Origin of the sequence: Variovorax sp. V118, assembly GCF_041154445.1 — a bacterium.
GTDB lineage: Bacteria > Pseudomonadota > Gammaproteobacteria > Burkholderiales > Burkholderiaceae_C > Variovorax > Variovorax boronicumulans.
In genome coordinates this window covers 731,155-751,353 of sequence record NZ_AP028663.1, presented here as the reverse complement: position 1 = coordinate 751,353, position 20,199 = coordinate 731,155, and the positions used below count along the sequence as shown (strand labels likewise).

At 69.4% G+C, this 20,199-nt stretch carries 17 protein-coding genes and 2 pseudogenes; 4 read left to right on the top strand and 15 right to left on the bottom strand.

Annotated features, from left to right (window positions below; genetic code table 11):
* Positions 1-80: 80 nt before the first annotated feature.
* The 11 genes from ACAM52_RS03380 to ACAM52_RS03330 form a co-directional block, all read right to left on the bottom strand.
* Entirely contained in the window at positions 81-1,265 is a 1,185-nt protein-coding gene (locus tag ACAM52_RS03380; protein WP_369646118.1) for an FAD-dependent monooxygenase, read from the bottom strand.
* 5 nt (positions 1,266-1,270) lie between these two features.
* The gene (locus tag ACAM52_RS03375; protein ID WP_369646117.1) at positions 1,271-1,570 is read right to left on the bottom strand and encodes a DUF6587 family protein; all 300 of its coding nucleotides are present in this window, start codon (positions 1,568-1,570) and stop codon (positions 1,271-1,273) included.
* 27 nt (positions 1,571-1,597) lie between these two features.
* Positions 1,598-3,493 carry a ferrous iron transport protein B gene (gene feoB / locus ACAM52_RS03370; RefSeq protein ID WP_369646116.1) on the bottom strand — a complete coding sequence of 632 codons (1,896 nt, stop codon included), beginning with the start codon at positions 3,491-3,493 and terminating at the stop codon, positions 1,598-1,600.
* On the bottom strand, positions 3,486-3,785 hold the full coding sequence (locus ACAM52_RS03365; protein WP_070062301.1) for a FeoA family protein: 300 nt from the start codon (positions 3,783-3,785) through the stop codon (positions 3,486-3,488). The genes feoB and ACAM52_RS03365 overlap by 8 nt, the downstream gene beginning before the upstream one ends.
* Positions 3,786-3,922: 137 nt before the next feature.
* Positions 3,923-4,759 carry an iron uptake system protein EfeO gene (gene efeO / locus ACAM52_RS03360; protein WP_082818180.1) on the bottom strand — a complete coding sequence of 279 codons (837 nt, stop codon included), beginning with the start codon at positions 4,757-4,759 and terminating at the stop codon, positions 3,923-3,925.
* A 48-nt stretch (positions 4,760-4,807) separates the two neighbouring features.
* On the bottom strand, positions 4,808-6,118 hold the full coding sequence (efeB, locus tag ACAM52_RS03355; protein ID WP_369646115.1) for an iron uptake transporter deferrochelatase/peroxidase subunit: 1,311 nt from the start codon (positions 6,116-6,118) through the stop codon (positions 4,808-4,810).
* A gap of 22 nt (positions 6,119-6,140) precedes the next feature.
* On the bottom strand, positions 6,141-7,319 hold the full coding sequence (gene efeO / locus ACAM52_RS03350) for an iron uptake system protein EfeO (RefSeq protein WP_369646114.1): 1,179 nt from the start codon (positions 7,317-7,319) through the stop codon (positions 6,141-6,143).
* Between the two features lie 12 nt (positions 7,320-7,331).
* Entirely contained in the window at positions 7,332-8,168 is an 837-nt protein-coding gene (gene efeU / locus ACAM52_RS03345; protein WP_369646113.1) for an iron uptake transporter permease EfeU, read from the bottom strand.
* A gap of 121 nt (positions 8,169-8,289) precedes the next feature.
* The gene (locus ACAM52_RS03340; protein ID WP_369646112.1) at positions 8,290-8,751 is read right to left on the bottom strand and encodes a metallophosphoesterase; all 462 of its coding nucleotides are present in this window, start codon (positions 8,749-8,751) and stop codon (positions 8,290-8,292) included.
* A 10-nt stretch (positions 8,752-8,761) separates the two neighbouring features.
* Positions 8,762-11,629 carry an aconitate hydratase gene (locus ACAM52_RS03335; protein WP_159275666.1) on the bottom strand — a complete coding sequence of 956 codons (2,868 nt, stop codon included), beginning with the start codon at positions 11,627-11,629 and terminating at the stop codon, positions 8,762-8,764.
* Positions 11,630-11,795: 166 nt separating this feature from the next.
* Positions 11,796-12,209, bottom strand: a complete 414-nt coding sequence (locus ACAM52_RS03330) for a hypothetical protein (protein ID WP_369646111.1) — start codon at positions 12,207-12,209, stop codon at positions 11,796-11,798.
* Between the two features lie 132 nt (positions 12,210-12,341).
* Here ACAM52_RS03330 and ACAM52_RS03325 point away from each other — a divergent pair.
* Together ACAM52_RS03325 and ACAM52_RS03320 are read left to right on the top strand one after the other, a co-directional pair.
* Positions 12,342-12,956 (top strand): annotated as a pseudogene (locus tag ACAM52_RS03325) (helix-turn-helix domain-containing protein); the annotation flags it as partial.
* Positions 12,957-13,035: 79 nt separating this feature from the next.
* Positions 13,036-13,110, top strand: a pseudogene (locus ACAM52_RS03320) (hypothetical protein); the annotation flags it as partial.
* Here ACAM52_RS03320 and ACAM52_RS03315 read toward each other — a convergent pair.
* The 4 genes from ACAM52_RS03315 to ACAM52_RS03300 form a co-directional block, all read right to left on the bottom strand.
* The gene (locus ACAM52_RS03315) at positions 13,097-15,352 is read right to left on the bottom strand and encodes an acyl-CoA dehydrogenase (RefSeq protein ID WP_369646110.1); all 2,256 of its coding nucleotides are present in this window, start codon (positions 15,350-15,352) and stop codon (positions 13,097-13,099) included. The pseudogene ACAM52_RS03320 and the gene ACAM52_RS03315 overlap by 14 nt on opposite strands.
* Before the next feature lie 122 nt (positions 15,353-15,474).
* The gene (locus ACAM52_RS03310; RefSeq protein WP_369646109.1) at positions 15,475-16,065 is read right to left on the bottom strand and encodes a hypothetical protein; all 591 of its coding nucleotides are present in this window, start codon (positions 16,063-16,065) and stop codon (positions 15,475-15,477) included.
* Between the two features lie 11 nt (positions 16,066-16,076).
* Positions 16,077-17,243 carry a DUF2827 domain-containing protein gene (locus ACAM52_RS03305; RefSeq protein ID WP_369646108.1) on the bottom strand — a complete coding sequence of 389 codons (1,167 nt, stop codon included), beginning with the start codon at positions 17,241-17,243 and terminating at the stop codon, positions 16,077-16,079.
* Positions 17,240-18,391 carry a DUF2827 domain-containing protein gene (locus ACAM52_RS03300; protein ID WP_369646107.1) on the bottom strand — a complete coding sequence of 384 codons (1,152 nt, stop codon included), beginning with the start codon at positions 18,389-18,391 and terminating at the stop codon, positions 17,240-17,242. The genes ACAM52_RS03305 and ACAM52_RS03300 overlap by 4 nt, the downstream gene beginning before the upstream one ends.
* A 476-nt stretch (positions 18,392-18,867) precedes the next feature.
* On the opposite strand from ACAM52_RS03300, the gene ACAM52_RS03295 reads away from it, so the two are divergent.
* Together ACAM52_RS03295 and ACAM52_RS03290 are read left to right on the top strand one after the other, a co-directional pair.
* Complete coding sequence (locus tag ACAM52_RS03295; RefSeq protein ID WP_308789329.1) at positions 18,868-19,083, top strand: hypothetical protein; 216 nt, start codon at positions 18,868-18,870, stop codon at positions 19,081-19,083.
* Between the two features lie 84 nt (positions 19,084-19,167).
* A complete protein-coding gene (locus ACAM52_RS03290; RefSeq protein ID WP_369646106.1) occupies positions 19,168-20,196 on the top strand; it encodes a hypothetical protein in 1,029 nt (342 codons plus the stop codon).
* Positions 20,197-20,199 lie beyond the last annotated feature (3 nt).

Genomic DNA, 20,199 nt, shown 5'->3' with positions numbered 1-20,199 from the left:
CAGCGAAATTAAGGAGGAGGCCGCAGGCCGGGGGACATTCGCGGAGGGAAGTACCCGGTGGCCTGGGCACGCGCCCTGGATCAACCGCCGTACAGCCAGGGCTGATCGAGCAACCGGGAGCCCAGCAAGCGCATCGCCACGTCGCGCCCGAAGCGCACCGCACCCGTGGCATGAAAGATCTCGCCATTGCGACGCGCCCTCGCCTGCACCTGCGCATTGCGTTCCCAGCGCGCCTCGGCATAACGCGCGAACGCAGCCGGCACACCCAGCGCCGAGGTATCGCCCAAGGCATCCGCCAACGCGATCGCATCCTCGATCGCCATGCCCGCCCCTTGCGCAAGGTACGGCACCATCGGATGCGCAGCATCACCCACCAGCGCGACACGCTCATGCGCCATGTCGCCAGGTCCGGCCACAGGCGCCCGATCGCTCAGCGTCCACGCACGCCAACTCGGCATCGCGTCGAGCAATGACTGAAGGCTCGCACAGCTGCGACCCATCGCCTGCTTCAGCGCGACAAGGCTGCTGGCCTGATCCCAATCGCGCGCATCGCCAGCCGGTGCAGATTCGGCAATCACGACGACGTTGAGCGCATCCCCCGCGCGCACCGGGTACGCGACCGCATGCAAACGCGGCCCGAGCCACACATCGACGCGCGAGCGGCGCAGCGCCGCAGGCAGGTCAGCCTGCCGCACCAGCGCACGCCACGCCGTATGCCCGGTCACGCGCGGCGGCACTTCAGCAGATGCAGATTCGAGCTGCGCCCGCACTAGGCTCCACAGGCCGTCGGCCCCCACCAGCGCCTCGCCCTCCCACGCGCGCGCGTCGGTGCTCGAGACGCAGACGAGGTCGTCGCTGGTCTCGACTTGGCGGATGCGCGCGGCCGTGACCAGCGAGCCCGTGCCCTGCGCGCGCACGGCATCGAGCAGCAGCGTGTGCAGGTCGGCGCGGTGCACGCAGCAGTACGGCGCGCCGTAGCGCTGCTGCATGGCATCGCCCAGCGGCATGCGGGCCAGTTCGGCGCCGCTGCCGGCGCTGTGGACCACCAGCGCCTCGGGGCGCGCCGCAATGGCGGCGAGGCCGCGGCCGAGGTCGAGTTGTTGAAGGCGGCGGGTGGCGTTGGGGCCGAGCTGCACGCCGGCGCCGATTTCGCCGAAGTCGGCGGCCTGTTCGAAGACGTCGGCGCGGTGGTGAGCGCGGGACAGCGCCAGCGCCGTGGCCAGCCCCCCGATCCCGCCCCCGGCGACGAGGATGTGCGCGGGCATCGGACTCAGCGTCCGGTGCTGGGCGTGGTGGAAGTCAGCGCAGGGCTGTGGCTGTCGGCCGGGTCGGCGCCAGCGGGTTTCTTGGGGGCACAGCTGCCGCAGCTGTCGCACGAGCCGCAGCCCGAGGTCTTGGCCAGCGAGGCAGCGAGTTGATCGGCGCGGGCCTGATCGATGAGGCCCGCGCGCTGCGTGCCGGCCGCGAACTTGCGCGCGGCGCCACGGCGCCAGCCGGCAGGCATCCAGCGCCAGACCGCGTAGAGCGCGGCGGCCGCGACGATCAATCCGACGATCAGTTGCTGTGTCATGTCTTCTTCAACCCTTTCCCTGTGGTTTTACCCCGCGCCGAAAGCGAGTGCAATGCGATAGGTCAAGAAGCATGCCACGTATGCCAGGGCGAACAAGTAGCCCGCCATGATCCACACGTATTTCCAGGAGCCGGTTTCGCGCTTGACGGCCGCCAGCGTCGAGATGCACTGCGGCGCGAACACGTACCAGACCAGCAGCGACAGCGCCGTCGCCAGCGACCAGCTGCCGGCGATGAGCGGCTCCAGCGCACTGGCCACGTCGTCGCCGGTGGCCGAGAGCGCGTACACCGTGCCCAGCGCGCCCACCGCGACTTCGCGTGCGGCCATGCCCGGCACCAGCGCGATGGAGATCTGCCAGTTGAAGCCGATGGGCGCGAAGATGTGCTCCAGCCCGCGGCCGATCATGCCGGCCAGGCTGTACTGGATGGCGGGGCCGGTCGCGCCTTCGGGCGGCGACGGGAAGGTCGACAAAAACCACAGCAGGATCGTGAGCGTGAGGATGATCGTGCCCACGCGCTGGATGAAGATCCAGGCCCGCTCATACAAACCCAGCAGCAGGTTGCGCGGGTTCGGCCAGCGGTAAGCCGGCAGTTCCATCAAGAGCGGTGAGTGCCGCGTGCTGTCGCGAAAGCGCTTCATCACCCAGGCCACGGCCATCGCCGAGACGATGCCGAACACATACAGCGCGAACAGCACCACGCCCTGCAGGTTGAAGATGCCCCCCACCTCGCGCGCCGGAATGAAGGCCGCAATGAGCAGCGCATACACCGGCAGCCGCGCCGAGCAGGTCATGAGCGGCGCGATCATGATGGTCGTGATGCGGTCGCGCCAGTTGCTGATGGTGCGCGTGGCCATCACGCCCGGAATGGCGCAGGCAAAGCTCGACAGCAGCGGAATGAACGAGCGGCCCGACAGGCCCACGGTGCCCATCAGGCGGTCGAGCAGGAAGGCCGCGCGCGGCAGGTAGCCGGAGTCTTCGAGCGCCAGGATGAACAGGAACAGGATCAGGATCTGCGGCAGGAACACGATCACGCCGCCCACGCCCGCGATCACGCCGTCGACCAGCAGGCTCTGCAGCATGCCTTCGGGCATGTGCGTCTTGATGAGGTTGCCCAGCCCTTCGGTGCCGGCCTTGATGGCGTCCATCGGCACGTTGGCCCAGCTGAACACGGCCTGGAACATCAGGAACATGGTGACGGCCAGCACCAGCATGCCCCACACCGGGTGCATCACGACGCGGTCGATGCGGTCGCTGGTGTCCAGGCTGCCCACGGGCTCCTTCACGGCCAGGCCGAGGATGCGGCGCACCTCGCGCTGCGTGGCGAGCACGTCGTCCAGCCCGGGTGCCTTCCAGGGCTGGGGCGCCGCTGCGGCGACCGGTGCGTCGAGCGCCTCGAGCAGGTTCTTCGCGCCGCCGGTGTGCACGCCCACGGTCTCGATCACCGGCACGCCGAGTTCGCGCGAGAGCACGGCCGTGTCGACCGTGATGCCCTGCTTCTTGGCCATGTCGGTCATGTTGAGCGCCACCACCATCGGCAGGCCGAGCTGGCGCGCTTCGAGCACCAGCCGCAGGTTCAGGCGCAGGTTGGTGGCGTCGGTCACGCACACGAGCAGGTCGGGCAGCGCTTCCTGCGCCTGGCCGGTGACGATGTCGCGCGTGACGGCTTCGTCGGCGCTCAGGGCGTTCAGGCTGTAGGCGCCCGGCAGGTCGAGCACGAACACGCGGCGGCCGGTCGGCGTGCGCAGCGTGCCTTCCTTGCGCTCGACGGTCACGCCGGCGTAGTTGGCGACCTTCTGGCGGCTGCCGGTCAGCAGGTTGAAGAGCGCGGTCTTGCCGCAGTTGGGGTTGCCCAGCAGCGCGATGCGCGCGGGCTGCGCGGTGGCACCGAGACGGCCCGGCCCCTGGATGACGGCTTCAACCATGGTTCGCGGCCCCCGGCGTGACGTGGATCAGCGCGGCCTCGTGGCGGCGCAGCGCGAAGGTGGTGTGGCCCAGGCGCACGGCCAGCGGCTCGCGGCCCGGGGTGCCCGTGGCGACGATGCGCACGGCCTCGCCCGGCACGAAGCCGATTTCGGTCAGGCGCAGCACCAGCTCGCGGTCGTCCGCGCTGTCGGGGCGGGCCACGTCGAGCACGGTGGCCCACTGATGGGACGGAAGCTGGTCGAGGCTCAGCGCGGTGGTGGTCGGCGCTGCGCCGAGGTCGTTGTTTCGCACGGTGGAGGTGCGCCCCCCGGAAACCCCGGGGCACGCCAGTAAGCAAAAGCCAGATGCTAGCAATTCTCACTCGCGAAAACCTGACCAACCCCAAAAAGTGATGGGTCAGGCGGAAATCAGCGCCCCCGGGGCCGGACTCAGTTCAGTCCCAGCATCCCGCGCAGCTTCGACAGGTCTTCAGCCAGCGTGTTCACCCGGCCGGCCAGCATCTTGCGGTCGCGCTCGGTGAGCTTCGAATAGGTTTCGAAGCCGCCGTCGGCCGTGCGGTACTTGGCCAGCGTGTCGAACACCACCTTGAAGTTGGCGTCGGCCTTCTCGGCGAACGGCTTGTCCTGCTTCACGACCAGCGGGCGCAGCAGCTCGACGATCTTGTAGGCGCCCTCGAAGTTCGACTGGAAGTCCCACAGGTCGGTGTGGCTGTAGCGGTTCTCCTCGCCGGAGATCTTGGTGGCGGCCACCTCTTCCATCAGCACGGCGGCGCCGCCCACGACCTTCTCGGGCGGGAAGGTCAGCGCGCCCAGGCGCTTTTGCAGCTCGAGCACGTCGGCCAGCAGCTTGTCGGCCACGGGGTTCAGGTCCTTGGTGCTCTTGAGCGTCCACAGGCTGTACTCGATGCGGTGGAAGCCGATGAAGGCCGGGTCTTTCTCGGCCTTCTCGTGGTCGTCTGCGCGCGAGTCGATCGACTGGTCGAGGTCGGTGAACAGCTCGGCCACGGGCTCCACGCGTTCGTAGCTGGTGCGCGTGGGCGCGTAGAGCTTCTTGGCCTTCTCGATGTCGCCGGCCTTCACGGCGGCGGTGAACACGCGCACGTCGGCCGCCAGCTTGCGCACGTTCTGCGTCACGTAGATCTTGTAGTCCGAGATCGGACCGACCAGCTCGAGTGGCGACACGGCGGCCTGCGCGCCGACGGCGTAGAGCCCGGCAAAGCCTGCGACGAAAGCGGCGAGGAAGCGGCGGCGAAACTGCACGGTCATGGATCTCCTTGGATGCGGTGCGGTGGTGATGAAAAGGGAAAGCAAGGCTCAGGCGGCCAGCAGGCTGCGCCCGAGCCAGTCGTCGACGCCCTGCACGCCGGGCAGCGTGAAGAAGAAGCCGCCGCCGATGGGCTTGATGTATTCCTCGAGCGGCTCGCCATCGAGGCGGGTCTGCACGGCGACAAAGCCCTTCTCGAGGTCGGCCTGGTAGCAGATGAACAGCAGGCCCATCTCGAGCTGGCCCGACTTGGTGACGCCGTTCGAATAGTTGAAGGGCCGGCGCAGCATCAGGTTGGCGTCCGAGGCCTTGGTGCGCGGGTTCGCCAGGCGGATGTGCGCGTCCATCGGCGTCGCCTTGCCTTCGGGGTCCTTCGTGTAGTCGGGCACGTCGTGCTCGGTCTTGCCGCCGTCCAGTGGCGCGCCGCTGGGCTTGAGCCGACCCATGATGGCCTCCTGCTCCTGCAGCGGCGTGCGGTCCCAGCGCTCGACGAAGTTGCGGATGATGCGCACCGCCTGGTAGCTGCCGCCCACGGCCCAGGCGGGCTCGTCGCCATTCGGCTGCACCCAGACGTGCTTGTTCATGAGCGTGTCGTCGGCCGAGTCGGGGTTGGCCGAACCGTCGCGAAAACCGAGGAAGTTGCGCGCGCTCTCCGCGGGCTGGCCCGCCACGGCCGGGATCGGCGGCACGGAGCCTTCCTGCTTCCAGTGCAGCACCAGCAGGTCGGGCGTGTTCTTGATGATGTCGCGCAGCGCGTGGATGTTGGTGTCGGGCGTGTTGGCGCAGAACTGGATCGACAGGTCGCCGTGGCACAGCGCGGCGTCGAGCGCGTCGTTCGGATGGCGCTGCATCGGCTTCAGGCGCAGCGGCTTCTTCTTGTCGAGGCCGAAGCGCTCGTCGAACAGCGAGGCACCGACCGACACGGTCACGGTCAGCCCGTCGGGCTGCACCACCGGGCCGAGGATGCCGGAGCCCGCAGGCGGCAGCTTGGGGTCGGGGTCGGTCTGCGGGCCGCCCTGCGTGAGAAAGGCGATGCGCTCGGTGAGCGTGCGCATCAGCCGCTCCAGGTCGGCGCGGTTCTCGGCCAGCACGTAAAACGAGGCGATCATGCCGGCCGTCGGGCGCGGCGTGACGACGCCTGCCTGGTGCTTGCCGCGGAAGGGCACGCGGTCTTGCGTGTGGGTGCTCTGCGGCGCGTCGGTGACCTGCGCACCGGTGTCGGGCGTGCCCGGAATGGCCGCGCCGGCGCGCGCGCTGGCGGCGAGCCCGGCAAAGGCCACGCCCGCGGCGCCGAGCATGCGGCGGCGGTGCGGCGAGGCGGGATGTCCCGCGACGGGGTCGTTCTTCTTCGTCGGTTCCATGGGGTCGTCGTTCTCTCTCAACTCATTCCAGACCGAGCGCGGCGTTCACCTTGCCCAGTTCCTCGGCCAGCGCACGCACGGGCACGGCCAGCGCCTGGCGCTGCGCGTCGTCCAGCGGCGCGGGCTGAAAGCCTTCGCCGGCGCGGTACGGCGCCAGCGCGGTGTCGAAGGCGGCAAAGCGCTCGTCCACGGCCTTCTGCTGCGCGGGCGCGGCCTTCACGAGCAGCGGCTGCAGCAGGTCGGCGATCTTCTTCGTGCCTTCGTAGCTGCCCTGCAGGTTCACCAGCTCGGCGTGGCCGTAGTGGTCTTCGCCGCCGGCGGGCAGGTTGTCGGCCACGCGGCGCAGCAGCTTCGAGGCGGCGCTGGCGAGCCGTTCGGGCGGCACGCTCAGCTCGCGCAGGCGCGCCTGCAGCGTCTCGGTGTCGGCCAGCAGCTGGTCGAGGACCGGTGCCAGTGCCTTCGCGTCGCCCTGGCCGTACAGCGCGTACTCGATGCGGTGGAAGCCGCTGAAGCCCGGGTCGGCCTCGCGCTTCTCGAAGTAGTCGGCGCGGGCGTTGATGCGCGCATCGAGGTCGGCGAACAGCTCGGCCATCGGCTCGATGCGCTTGTAGGCCTGGTGGGCCGACGCGTAGAAAGCGCGCGCCTGCGCCAGGTCGCCGACCTTGACGGCATCGGCCAGCGCGCGCACCGCGTCGTCGAGCGTGGCGGCCTCCAGCCGCAGGAACACCTGGTACTCGGCCAGCGCGCCCACGTAGTTGACGAGCGAGGGCCGCGCCTCCTCGGCCAGCGAGGCCGCCGACGGCGTGACGTGCAGCTTGCCGCGCGGGTTGCTCAGCAGGCCGCAGGTGATGGCGAAGTCGCCCGGCGAGAGCTTGACCGTCATGGTCTGCGAGAAACCGGGCGCGATGTTCTCGCGCTCTTCCACCACCATCACGCCGTCGAGAATTTCCCACTCGAGCGCGCGGTTCGACTGGTTGACGATGGTGAAGGTCGTGCGCCCCGCGGGCACGGTGATCTCGTTCGGCTCGCAAGCGTTGCCGCGGATCGTGACGGTGACGGCGTGGTCGACCGTCTTGGGCGGCGCCTTGCGCGCCTGGTTCGAGGCGTACCAGAAGGCCGCGAGGCCGGCGACGACCAGCAGCGCCGAGGCGCCCACGGCGACGCGCATGAGCGTCGATGGCGAAGAAGAGGAAGAAGACATGGAGGAAAGAAATCAGCCGGCGGTGGCCGTGCGCGGCGCCGCAGCAGCCGCCGGGCGCAGGAAGAAGAACAGGGCCACGGCCAGGAAGGCCAGGTAGACGATCACCTCGCCCACCACGGGCGCGGCCTGGTAGCCCAGCAGGCCCGACAGCACGGCGCCCACGGGGCTGTCCATCGGCAGGGTTTCGCTCATGTCGAACACCACGGTCTGCAGCTGGTTCCACACGCCGGCCTCGTGCAGCTTGCGCAGCACGCCCGCGAGCAGCCCGGCCGCGACCAGCAGGATGAACAGGCCCGTGAAGCGGAAGAAGCGGCGCAGGTCGAGCCGCACGCCGCCCGAATAGATGCCCCAGCCGACCACCACCGACACGGCGATGCCCGCGAGCGCGCCCACGGGCGCTTCCCAGCCGGTGCTCTGCTGGAACACGGCCAGCAGGAAGAAGACCGACTCCAGCCCCTCGCGCGCGACCGCCAGGAACACCATGCCGATGAGCGCCCAGCCCTGCCCGTCGGCATGCTGCGTCAGCGCCTTGTCGATCGACGCGTGCAGCTCGCCCTTGATGGAGCGGGCCGCCTTGCGCATCCAGAACACCATCGTGGTCAGCATGACCACGGCGATGAGCCCGACCACGCCTTCGAACAGCTCCTGCTGCTTCTGCGGAAACTCGGCCGCCAGCAGTTGCAGGCCGGCGCCGGCGAACAGCGACAGCGCGGTGGCCAGCAGCACGCCGACCCACACCGCGGGCATCAGCACGCCGCGACCGCTTTGTTTCAGGTAACTGGCAACAATGCCGACGATCAGCGCGGCCTCGATGCCTTCGCGCAGCATGATGAGAAAGGGAATGAGCATCTCGGAACAGAAGAACGTTCTTTGAAAATGCCCCGATGTGGTGCATTTTTCAAAGAACGGCCCGAGGATACCCCATCAAATAAGATTTATTCTCAATTATGGGTATTCGGCCCCGCCCCGCTCACAGGGGCAGTTCGACGATGCGCGCGCTGACCGTGTCGCCATCGACGATCAGCTCGGCCACGGCGATAGGCAGCTTGAATCGGCGCGGGCCGGCGCTGCCCGGGTTGACGTAGAGCACGCCGTCGCGTTCTTCGACCTTGGGTTTGTGCGAGTGGCCGGAGATCACGACACGCACGCCGGCACCGGCGGGGTCGATGTCGATCTGAGAAAGGTCGTGGATCGCGTAGACATGCACGTCGCCGACCTTCAGGAATGCCGTCTCTGGAACGACCCCGGCCCACGCCTCGCGGTCGTTGTTGCCGCGCACCACCGTCAGCGGCGCGATCGCGGCGAGTGCGTCGAGGATGCCGGCGTCGCCGATGTCCCCGCCGTGCACGATGAAGTCGCTGCCCTGCAAGGCCGCCACGGCCTGCGGGCGCAGCAGGCCGTGGGTGTCGGAGATGAGCCCGACGCGGATCAAACCCAGCCCGTCAGGCCGCCAGCAGCTGCCGCAGCACGAACGGCAGGATGCCGCCGTGCTTGTAGTAGTCGACCTCGATCGGCGTGTCGATGCGCAGGCGCACCGTCACCTCCTGGTGGCTGCCGTCGGCGCGGTGCACGACCAGCTTCACATCCATCTGCGGCTTGAGTTCGCCGCCGATCACGACGTCGATCTTTTCCTCGCCCGTGAGGCCCAGCGTCTGCCACGAATCGGCGCCGCGGAACTGCAGCGGCAGCACGCCCATGCCGACCAGGTTGGCGCGGTGGATGCGCTCGAAGCTGCGCGCCACCACGGCCTTGATGCCCAGCAGCTGCGTGCCCTTGGCGGCCCAGTCGCGCGACGAGCCGGTGCCGTACTCCTCGCCGCCGAACACGATGGTGGGCGTGCCCGCTGCCATGTACTTCATGGCGGCGTCGTAGATGAACATCTTTTCGCCGCCCGGCTGGAACAGCGTGACGCCGCCCTCTTCCTGCGTGCCGTTGGCGTCCGGCGGAATCATCAGGTTCTTGATGCGCACGTTGGCGAAGGTGCCGCGCACCATCACGTCGTGGTTGCCGCGGCGCGAGCCGTAGCTGTTGAAGTCGGCCTTGGGCACGCCGTGCGCCTTGAGCCAGATGCCCGCGGGCGAGCTTTCCTTGATGGAGCCGGCCGGCGAGATGTGGTCGGTGGTGATCGAGTCGCCGAACAGCGCCATGACGCGCGCGCCCTGGATGCCCGCGTCCGACGCGTGCGGCTGCATCTGGAAGCCTTCGAAGAACGGCGGCTCGGCGATGTAGGTCGAGGTGGGCCAGTCGTAGACCTGGCCGGTCGTGCCCTTGATGCTCGTCCAGAACTTGCCCGGATCGCTCTTGACCTTCTCGTAGTTCGCGCGGAACGACTTGGCGTTCATCGCGAAGCGCAGGTTGTCGTCGATCTCCTTCGGCGTGGGCCAGATGTCGCCCAGGTACACGTCCTTGCCGCCCTTGCCCTTGCCCACGGGCTGGGTCATGAGGTCGGTCATCACGTTGCCCGCGATGGCGAAGGCCACCACCAGCGGCGGCGAGGCCAGGAAGTTGGCCTTCAGGTTCGGGTGGATGCGCGCCTCGAAGTTGCGGTTGCCCGAGAGCACGGCCGCACCGATGAGGTCGTTCTTGGTGATGGCTTCGTTGATCTCGGGCGTGAGGTCGCCGGCATTGCCGATGCAGGTGGTGCAGCCGTAGCCCGCGAGGTAGAAGCCCAGCTTCTCCAGGTACGGCAGCAGGCCCGCCTTCTCGAGGTATTCGGTGACGATGCGCGAGCCCGGGGCCAGCGAGGTCTTGATGTGCGGCTGCACCTTCAGGCCCGCTTCCACCGCCTTCTTGGCCAGGATGCCGGCCGCGAGCATCACGCTCGGGTTGGAGGTGTTGGTGCACGAGGTGATGGCCGCAATGAGCACGTCGCCGTTGCCGATGGTGACGTCGCCCTTGGGCGCCGACGGCGCCGTGGCGCTGGTGTGGGCCGCGGCCTTGGTCGAGCGGTTGGCCACCATCTCGATGACCGGGCGCGGCGAGCCGGGCGGCGGCGGGGGCACTTCGGTGTCGCCGCTCTGGCCTTCGCGCGTCAGCGCGTAGCGCTGCTTGAGCTTGTCGGCCGGCTGGTTGAAGCCGTTGGCGTCGTTGGGCTTGCTGTACAGCTCGGCGAATTTGGTCGACAGGTCGCCCAGGTTGATGCGGTCCTGCGGGCGCTTGGGGCCGGCCAGGCTGGGCGAGACGGTCCCCAGGTCGAGCTTGACGACCTTGGTGTAGTCGATGTCGCCCGGCGCGGGCATGCCGAACAGGCCCTGCGCCTTGTAGTAGGCGGCGAAGCGCTCCACTTCCTCCTTGGTGCGGCCGGTACCTTCGAAGTACGCCACGGTCATCTCGTCGACCGGGAAGAAGCCCATGGTGGCGCCGTACTCGGGCGCCATGTTGCCGATGGTGGCGCGGTCGGGCACGGCGATGGACGCGGCACCGGGGCCGAAGAACTCGACGAACTTGCCCACCACCTTTTCGGCCCGCAGGATCGAGGTGACGTACAGCACCAGGTCGGTGGCCGTGACGCCTTCGCGCAGCTTGCCGGTGAGCTCGAAGCCCACCACGTCAGGCGTGAGCATGTAGACCGGCTGGCCCAGCATGGCGGCCTCGGCCTCGATGCCGCCCACGCCCCAGCCGACCACGCCGATGCCGTTGATCATGGTGGTGTGGCTGTCGGTGCCCACCAGCGAGTCGGGGTAGTACACCGGCGTGTCGCTCTTGTCGGCCGGGCTCTTGTAGACGCCGCGCGCAAAGTACTCGAGGTTGACCTGGTGCACGATGCCGAAGCCCGGCGGCACGACGCCGAAGGTGTCGAAGGCCTGCATGCCCCACTTCATGAACTGGTAGCGCTCGTTGTTGCGCTGGAACTCCAGCTTCATGTTCAGGTCGAGCGCCTTGGGCGTGCCGTAGTAGTCGACCATCACCGAGTGGTCGACCACCAGGTCGACGGGCACCAGCGGCTCGATGGTCTTGGGCGACTTGTTCAGCTTGGCGGCCACGCTGCGCATGGCGGCCAGGTCGGCCAGGAGCGGCACGCCGGTGAAGTCCTGCAGCACCACGCGGGTGACGACAAAGGGAATTTCGTCGGTGCGCTCGGCGTTGGGCGCCCAGTGGGCCAGCTCCTCGACGTGCTTGGCCGACACCTTCTGGCCGTCGCAGTTGCGCAGCACCGACTCGAGCACGATGCGGATCGACACCGGCAGGCGCTCCACCGAGGGGTACTGCTTGGCCAGTTCCTTCAGCGACCAGTACTTGCCGGACTTGCCCGACGCGGTCTTGAAGGTCTTGAGGGTGGACGCAAACGCGTGCGCCGGGGCTTTGGCCATGAGAAGACTCCTGTGTGTTCGTGGAAGCCTCTCAAGGATAGCGAGGTTCAATGTCAGTGGCTGTAGTCGGTCTTCCTTGTCGGGCTCTCCCGGAACTATCGTTCTCATAGCGAAAACGCCCGCCGCACGGGGTGCGGCGGGCGTGGAGCGGACGGTCGTCAGGCGTTCAGGCCATCGCCATGTGGGCACTGGCCCGGGTGCGGCGCAGCCCGGTGAATTGCAGCTCGGCCAGCACGACCACGCACAGCGCCTGCGCCAGCACCCAGGCCATTCCCAGCGCGGTGACCGCGAACACGCCGCTCACCAGGAGGGCCACGCAGGCCACCGCCCAGGCGAAGTTGCCGACGATCACGAGGCCGATCAGCGTGCGCGGCGGCGTGGTGCGGCTGGCCATGAAGGCGGCGGCTGCTGCGTAGGCCAGCAGGAACACGCCGGTGCCCATGAGCAGCCAGGCCGGCAGGCCGGTCAGGGAGGCAAGGACGTCGGTGAACGCCACCTGCAGCGCGCCGGTCGCGGCGCACGAAGCGGCATCGGCCCACATCACGTTCGACAGGAAGCGGGGGGAAGCGAAAACAGACATGTGAATCTCCTGGGTGGGTACGCTGCAGGCCAGTCCTGCTGCGTTGGGGTCGATGATTCCGCCGGACGTGGATTGCGTCGATGACCTGGGAGGTCATGGCGCCGCACCGCCGCCGCGCCAGAATGCGGCTCCATGAACACCCCCCGCACCCATTCGTCCAAGGCCGCCGCCGCCGGCCTGCCCGGCGCGCGCGATCCGTTCGGCGCCCACCTGCGGCACTGGCGCACCCACCGCCGCCTGAGCCAGCTCGACCTGGCGCAGGAGGCCGAGGTCTCGACCCGTCACCTGAGCTACGTGGAAACCGGCCGCGCCGCGCCCAGCCGCGAGATGGTGCTGCGCCTGGCCGAGCGGCTCGACGTGCCGCTGCGCGAGCGCAACGCGCTGCTGGTGGCCGCCGGCTTCGCGCCCATGTACCGCCAGCGCTCGCTCGACGACCCGGCCATGGCCTCGGCGCGCCGCGCCATCGACCTCGTGCTGAAGGGCCACGAGCCCTTCCCCGCGCTGGCCGTGGACCGGCACTGGAACCTGGTGGCGCACAACGCGCTGGTGCCGCTGCTCATGGAAGGCTGCTCGGCCGAACTACTGAAACCGCCCATCAACGTGCTGCGCCTGAGCCTGCACCCCGAGGGCGCCGCGCATCGCGAACCTGGCGCAATGGCGCACGCACCTGCTGGAGCGGCTGCAGCAGCAGATCGCCGCCACCGGCGACACCGTGCTGCAGGCGCTGCACGACGAGCTGGAGGGCTACCCGCCGCCCGCCGTGAGCCACGACGCGCCGCTGCTCGACACCGCGCTGTCGGCGGTGGCCGTGCCGTTCCAGGTGGTCATGCCCAGCGGCGTGCTGAGCTTCATCAGCACCATCACCATCTTCGGCACGCCGGTGGACGTCACGTTGCAGGAACTCGCGGTGGAGTCGTTCTTTCCGGCGGACGAGCAGACGGCGGCGGCGCTGACGGCACTGGCGGCACTGGCGGCGCAGCAGGCGCGCTGAGGCCGGCGCTGCCGTCCGCGTTGCGCGCCGGCCCCTCGAAGTCGTCGACCTGGATGACCTTGTCGGCCGCCTGCAGGTAGGCCAGCGCCAGCGCGGGGTCGCTGGCCGAGCACGCGGCCTCGTCGAGCGAGCGCGTGCGGCGCAGCACCTTGTTGAGCGCGGCGGTCTCGTCGCCCAGCCGCGCGCCGAGCGCCATCGCCTGCATCAGGTCGCGCAGGCCGCCCGGGCCGGGCTCCGACAGATCGGGCACGAGCCGCGCGACCACGTCCGGGCGCGTGCGCAGCAGTTCGGCCAGCGCCATCAGCTGCACGTCGCGCAGCGGCGCCAGGTGCGCGGTGCGGCGCAGCACCAGCGCACCGAGCAGGCGCCGCCCCGGCGTCGGCAGGTTGGCGTAGAGGTCGCGCAGGATCTTGCCGGCCTCGTCCAGCTGCAGCCGGATCGCCGCCTGCGCAAAGGGCAGCAGCTCGGGCGCCGCATCGACGCGGTAGCGCCACACGCAGGCGCTCGCCAGGTACAGGTGGGCCAGCACATCGCCCAGCCGCGCCGACAGCAGCTCCATGCGCTTGAGCTTGCCGCCGAGCAGCCCCATCGCCAGGTCGGCGGTGAGCGCGTACTTGGCGCTCATGCGTGCGATGAGCCGCGCTTCGCCCGCCAGCGCCTCGGGCGGGTCGCCGCGCACTGGCGCGCCGAACAGGCTGTGCCACAGGTTGCGCGCCACATGCCTGCCGTGCGCGATGAGCGCCCGGCCGAGGGCGGCTTCGTCTTTCGCCTGCACCGCCGCCATCTCCTCGAGCACGTGCGGATGGCAGCGCACCGCGCCCTGGCCGAACACGATGAGCGCGCGCGTGAGGATGTTCGCGCCCTCCACCGTGATCGCGATCGGCGCCTGCCGGTAGGCCACGCCGAGCAGGTTCGACGGGCCCGAGATGATCCCCTTGCCGCCGAGGATGTCCATGCCGTGGTTGACCGCGCGGCGCCCGGCCTCGGTGAGCTGCACCTTGAGGATCGCGCTGGCCACGCTGGGCCGCTCGCCCTTGTCGAGCGCGGCGGCCGTGAAGCGACGCGCCGCATCGGTCGCGTACAGCTGCGCCGACATCTGCGCGACCAGCCCCGCCACCGCATGGAACTTGCCCACCGGCAGGCCGAACTGCTCGCGGATCTGGCCGTAGGCGTTGCTCACGTACAGCGCGGTCTGCTGCATGGCCGAGCCCAGCGCGGGCAGCGAGATGGCGCGGCCCGCGGCCAGGCATTCCATCAGCATGCGCCAGCCCTGCCCCACCTGCGCCTCGCCGCCGATGACCCAATCCATCGGCACGAACACCTGCCGGCCGTGGATCGGGCCGTTCATGAAGGCGCTGTCCATCGGGCGGTGACGCCGGCCGATCGCCATGCCCTCGTGCGGCACGGGAATCAGCGCGCAGGTGATGCCCAGCTCGCGCTGGCTTTCGTCGACGGCATGGAACGCCAGCCCGACCACGGTGGCGACCGGCGCGAGCGTGATGTAGCGCTTGTCGAAATCGACCAGGAAGCCGCGCGTGCGCCGGCCCTGGAACTCGCGCTCGACGAGCACGCCGCGGTCAGGAATCGCGGCGGCGTCGGAGCCCGCGTAGGGCGAGGTCAGGCCGAAGCACGGCAGCTCGCGGCCGTCGGCCAGGCGCGGCAGGTAGTGGTCTTTCTGCGCGTCGGTGCCGTAGCGCAGCAGCAGCTCGGCCGGCCCGAGCGAGTTGGGCACCATCACCGTGACAGCCGTGGCCACGTTGACGCTCGCGATGCGCGCCACCACCGTCGCGTGCGCGTAGTGGCCGAAGCCCAGGCCGCCGAAGGCCTCGGGAATGATCATTCCGAAGAAGCGCTTCTCGCGCAGGAAGCGCCACACCTCGGGCGGCAGGTCGTGCGCCTGGTCGATGGCGTGGTCGTCGAGCATGCGGCACAGCGCGGGCACCTCGTTCGCCAGGAAGGCTTCTTCGCGCGCGCTGAGCTGGTTGGGGCCGGCGGCCGTCAGGGCATCGAAATCGGGGCGCCCGGCGAAGAGCTGGCCCTCGAACCCGACCGTGCCGGCCTCGAGCGCGGCACGCTCGGTGTCGCCCAGCGGCGGCAGGGCCTTGGAGAAAGGCTGCATCGCCCATCGGCCGATTAGGGTCGCCAGTGGCATGGGGTCTCCTTGCGCCGCACCGGAGCGCGCGGCATGCGTCCATTCTTGGACGGCACCGGCCCGCACCGGGCCGGTCAAGGGCGTTCACGCGTGTCGGAGACGGGCTCGCGCGCCCCGCAGGCTCAGCGGCGCTTGGGCGCCTGCCCCGCCGGCGCGGCGGCCGGCACGGGCGCATTCGGATCGCGCCAGCCGTACTCGACGTAGCGGCGGATCACGAGGCAGCCCGGCGGCGAGTCGATCAGCGAGACCGACGAGGTGGGCTCCTTGTCGTCGGTGTAGACCGTGTAGATCGGCAGCAGCGGCGTGCGCTTGTAGTTCTTCAGCTCCTGCTCGGCCACGCTGGCGCAGGTGAAGGGCGCGACCGAGATGCGCTCGGCCGCCACGGTGCAGGCACCGCTGTCGTCGGGAATGGCGGTGATCGACGCGGCCACGCCCGCGTTCGGGTACTGAATGCCGACCAGTGAGAACACCGGGCCGGCATCGGGGCGCTTGCGGTCCCAGTCGAGCAGCACGTCGTGCGCGCGGCTGCCCTGCACAGTGAGCGTGGCCAGCCGCGTGATGGCGGGCAGGCAGCGCTGCACGCCCACGCTGGCGGCGGCGCGCGTGAGCGTGTCCTGCGGCGCCGCGGGCGGGGCCAGCACGCCCTGCGCGAGCGCGCTGCCGGCCATCGCGAGCACACAGGCTACGGCGGTGAATGGGGCCAGGGCGGTCATCGGTGTCGTCCTCACGCGTAGAGGCTCTCGATGGCCGCCGAGTAGAGGCGCACGTTCTCCTCGCCTTCCGGGTCGAGCCTGGCGATGAGGGCGCGTGCGCGCTCGCGGTAGGCCGGCAGGTTGGCGTCGTGCTCGGCGAACGCGCGCCGCAGCGCCTGCCCGCCCTCTTCGCAGTCGAAGCCGTGGTAGCGGTAGCCGCAGTCGCCGATCAGGTGCGAGTTGTGAATGAGCGGCCAGCCGCCGTACAGCGCCTCGTAGTAGAGGTAGTTCTGTGCGTTCTCCCAGTGGTGCGCAAAGACCGCGTCGATCGCGCCCGGCAGCACCTGGTACAGCGGAAAGCGCCCTTCGAAGGTCGCCAGGCCGTGCCGAACGAGATCGAGGCTCTGGGCGAAGGCGACGAAGTTCGGCTTGTCCTTCAGGTGGAAGCTGTTGTAGACCCACATCTTCTCGATGAGACGCGGCTGCGCGCGGTGCGCCGACTCGCAGCCCAGCATGGGGATGAAGCTGGTCTTCACCATGCAGATGTTGGGCTCGAAGATGGCCACGCGCCACTGGGTGCGCCCCGGTTCGTAGGCGAAACGCTTGCCCTCGGCGCCGCGCGCCATCGCCTTCTCGACCACCATCGGGCTCCACAGGTGCGGCATGAGCTTGGTGGGCGCGCGGAAGGTGCTCGCGAAGTACGGCTTGCAGGAGGTTTCGTACTCGGGCAGCGTCCACACCTCGTCGTAGGGCGCGCCGCTGACCAGCATGCCGTGCGGCTTGTTGAAGGTCATGCGCTCGATGTCGATCACGTAGTCGTTGCCCACGCGCATCGAGACGATTTTTCCGCCGCGCTCGCGGAACGCCACCGACCAGTCGCGCCCCAGTTGCGCGCTCATCTCGATCATGAGGTCGAGCTCCTGCGCGGCGGTGGCCATGTCGATGATCGGCACCGGCGAGTCGGCCAGGAAGTTGGTGGCGTCGGCCGGGCCGCCGTCGCCGCCGCCGGCCACCAGCACCGTGCGCTCGACGCAGGGCGAACGCAGCAGCAGCATCACGAGGAACAGGCAGTTCTGGTAGACGCCGTTCTCCCACAGGCTCTGCTCGCCCTTGCGGATGAAGATGGAGACGCCGACTTTCAGCCGGGTCGGTGAAGCGGCCGCGCGCGGGCCTGCGGTGGGGTTGTGCACCTCGCTCATGCGGCCACCTTTGCGTTGCCGGCACGGAACGCCGGATCGCCGCCCACCAGGTTCAATAGCCGCTGTGCGTAGCCGTCGATGTTGGCGGGGTGCATCGGATCGATCGCGTCGAACACGCGCTGGCTGCGCGCGCGGTAGTCATCGAGTTGCGCGTCGTGGCCGCGCACGGCCGCGGCCAGCTGTTCGGCGCCGACGGCGATGTCGAAGTCGGGGTAGTAGTAGCCGGCGTCGCGCAGCCACGGCGAGTTGTGCACCAGCGGGTAGTTGCCGTACAGCGCGTCGAGGTAGCTGTAGTTCTGGTCGTTCTGCCACTGGTGCGACACCACCGCGTCGGCGTGCTGCACCATGAAGCCGGCGAAGTCGTGCCGTCCGTGGAAGGTGGCCTTGTGCTGGCGCACGATGTCCAGCGAGTTGGCCAGGTAGAGCATCGTCGGATGGTCTTTCAGGTGCAGCGTGTTGAGCACGTGCATCGCCGCGACGTGCTCCGGGTTGGCGCGGTAGGCCTCGTCGCTGATCAGCATCGGGATGCTGCACGACTTCACGACCGAGATGTTGGGCTCGAAGATCGCCACCCGGAAACCCGGTTGCTGCGCCGTGCGCGGCTGGTAGCCGAAGCGAAAGCCCTGCGCCTGCACCTCGTCCACGCGCTGCGCCAGGAACTGCGGCGACCACAGGTACGGCACCTCGTGCACCGGGCAGCGGTGCAGCGTGCGCATCATCGGCGCAAAGCCCGCGTCCTTGGGCAGCAGCCAGATCTCGTCGCAGCGGTCGGTGGCGCCGAAGTGCCCCTTGTCGGCAAAGACGATCGGCTCGGCCAGCGCCACGAAGGGCTGCCCCACGCCGTGGAAGGCCACGCGCCCGCCGCAGGCGCGGAAGTACGACAGCCACTGCACGTCGAGCGCGCCGGCCATTTCGATGACCACGTCGAGCGCGTCGGTCAGCTCGCGGGCACGGCCCAGCGTGAGCCCCATGGCCGACAGGTCGACCTGCGGCGGCATCGCCTGCTGGTCGCCCGCGTCGATGAGCGTGACGGACTCGACGAATTCGATGCGTTGCAGCAGCCGGGCCAGGAACAGGACGTTCTGTCCCATTCCGTTTTCCCAGATGTTCTGCCCCGCGTGGGAGAGGACTGAAATACCGATGCGCATGGGCGAAGTGTGTACCAAAAAAACAATGGCTCCCGCGCGCAGGGCACGGGAGCCACCGGACCGGGGGCGTCGGCCTAGCGGCCTTTTACTTCCACTTCCAGCCGATGCCCGCGTTGACGCCCCACTCCTTGCCGGTGGAGCTCAGGCCCGCGCCCCAGGAGATCTTGCCGTCGTCCGACAGGGCCTTGAAGGTCAGCGCCACGGCGCTGTAGCCCTTGTACGAACCCATGCCGATGCCGATCGTCTTCTCGCCGGGGTACAGCGTGGGCAGGTAGGTGCCCGACATCGCGAAGGCCATCGCCGAGCCCGAGTAGGCAATGCGCGCCACGTCGCCCACCTGCTTTTGCACCTGCTGCAGCTGGCCCAGGTTGACCGCGTCGCCCGGCAGCACGCCCGGTGCCACGTTGCTGATGCGCGTGGGACCCGAAGTCTCGGTGCCCAGCGTGATCTGGTTGTAGTTCACCGACCCGTCGGGGTTGGTGGCGTACTGCACGCTGCTGGCCTTCGCAGCCGCCGAGACCGCCTTCAGCTGCGCCACGTTGGTCGCGTCGCTGTCGGCCGAGCCGGCTGCCACGCCCGTGATCTGGCGGAACTGGTTGTTGGCCGCATCGCCCACCGACACCGCCGCCTGCGTGCTGGTCGTGGCCTTGATGGCCGCTTCCTGCTGCGCATTCGCGCTGCCCGGCACGTAGCCAGCCACGCCCGCCGCCCGCGAGGCCACCGAGTTCGCACCCAGTGCCACGCCGCCGGTCTGCTGGACCACCGCGCCGAAGCCGATGGCCGTGCCCTGCGCGATGTTCTGCGCCTTGCTCAGCGGCGTGCCGCCGGCGTCCGCACCGTCACCCAGGGCCACGCCGCCGCCGCCGGCACGGGAGTTCGCGCCAATCGCCTGCGAGCCCGTGGCCAGCGCCCCGGTGCCGATGGCGATGGCGTTGGTGCCCGTGGCCTGCGCCCCGAAGCCCACCGCCACCGCGCCGTCGGCCGTGGCCCGCGCGCCGTTGCCGGCCGCGAAGGAGTTGGCGCCGCTGGCTTCGGAACGCGGCCCGATCGCCACTGCTTCCTTGCCGCTGGCCACGGAGTCGGCGCCGGTCGACTGGGCGTGGAAGTACTTCGTGCCCTTGTCGTTGATCGTGTTGACCGTCGTGCTCAGGCTGCTGATGCCGCTCATCGCCGTGCTCAGGCCGGTCGACGTCGAGGTCGACAGGCTGGAGAGGCCGCTGGCCGCGCCGCCCACGCTGGTGGACAGGCTGTCCAGGTTGCTGTTGGTGGTGCTCAGGCCGGTCGACAGGCTGTTGACGGTGCTGTTGGTCGTGCTCAACCCCGTCGAGAGGCTGCTCACGTTGCTGTTCGTCGTGCTCAGGCCGGTCGACAGGCTGCCGACGGCGCTGTTGGTCGTGCTCAGACCGGTCGAGAGGCTGTCGACGCTGCTGCCCACCGTGCTCAGGCCGGTCGACAGGCTGTCGATGCGGCTGGCCGAGGTGCTCAGGCCGGTGGACACCGAGCTCGACAGGCTGTTCACGCTGCTCGTGACCGTGCTCAGGCCGGACGACGTGGAGGTCGAGAGGCTGTTCAGGTTGCTGTTCGTCGTGCTCAGGCCCGACGAGAGGCTGCCGACATTGCTGTTGGTCGTGCTCAGGCCGGTCGACAGGCTGTTGATGCCGCTGGTGGCGGTGCTCAGGCCGGTCGACAGGCTGCCGATGCCGCTGTTGGCGGTGCTCAGGCCGGTCGAGGTCGAGGACGACAGGCTGCCCAGGTTGCTGTTCGTCGTGCTCAGGCCCGTCGACAGGCTGAAGATGCCGCTGTAGGCG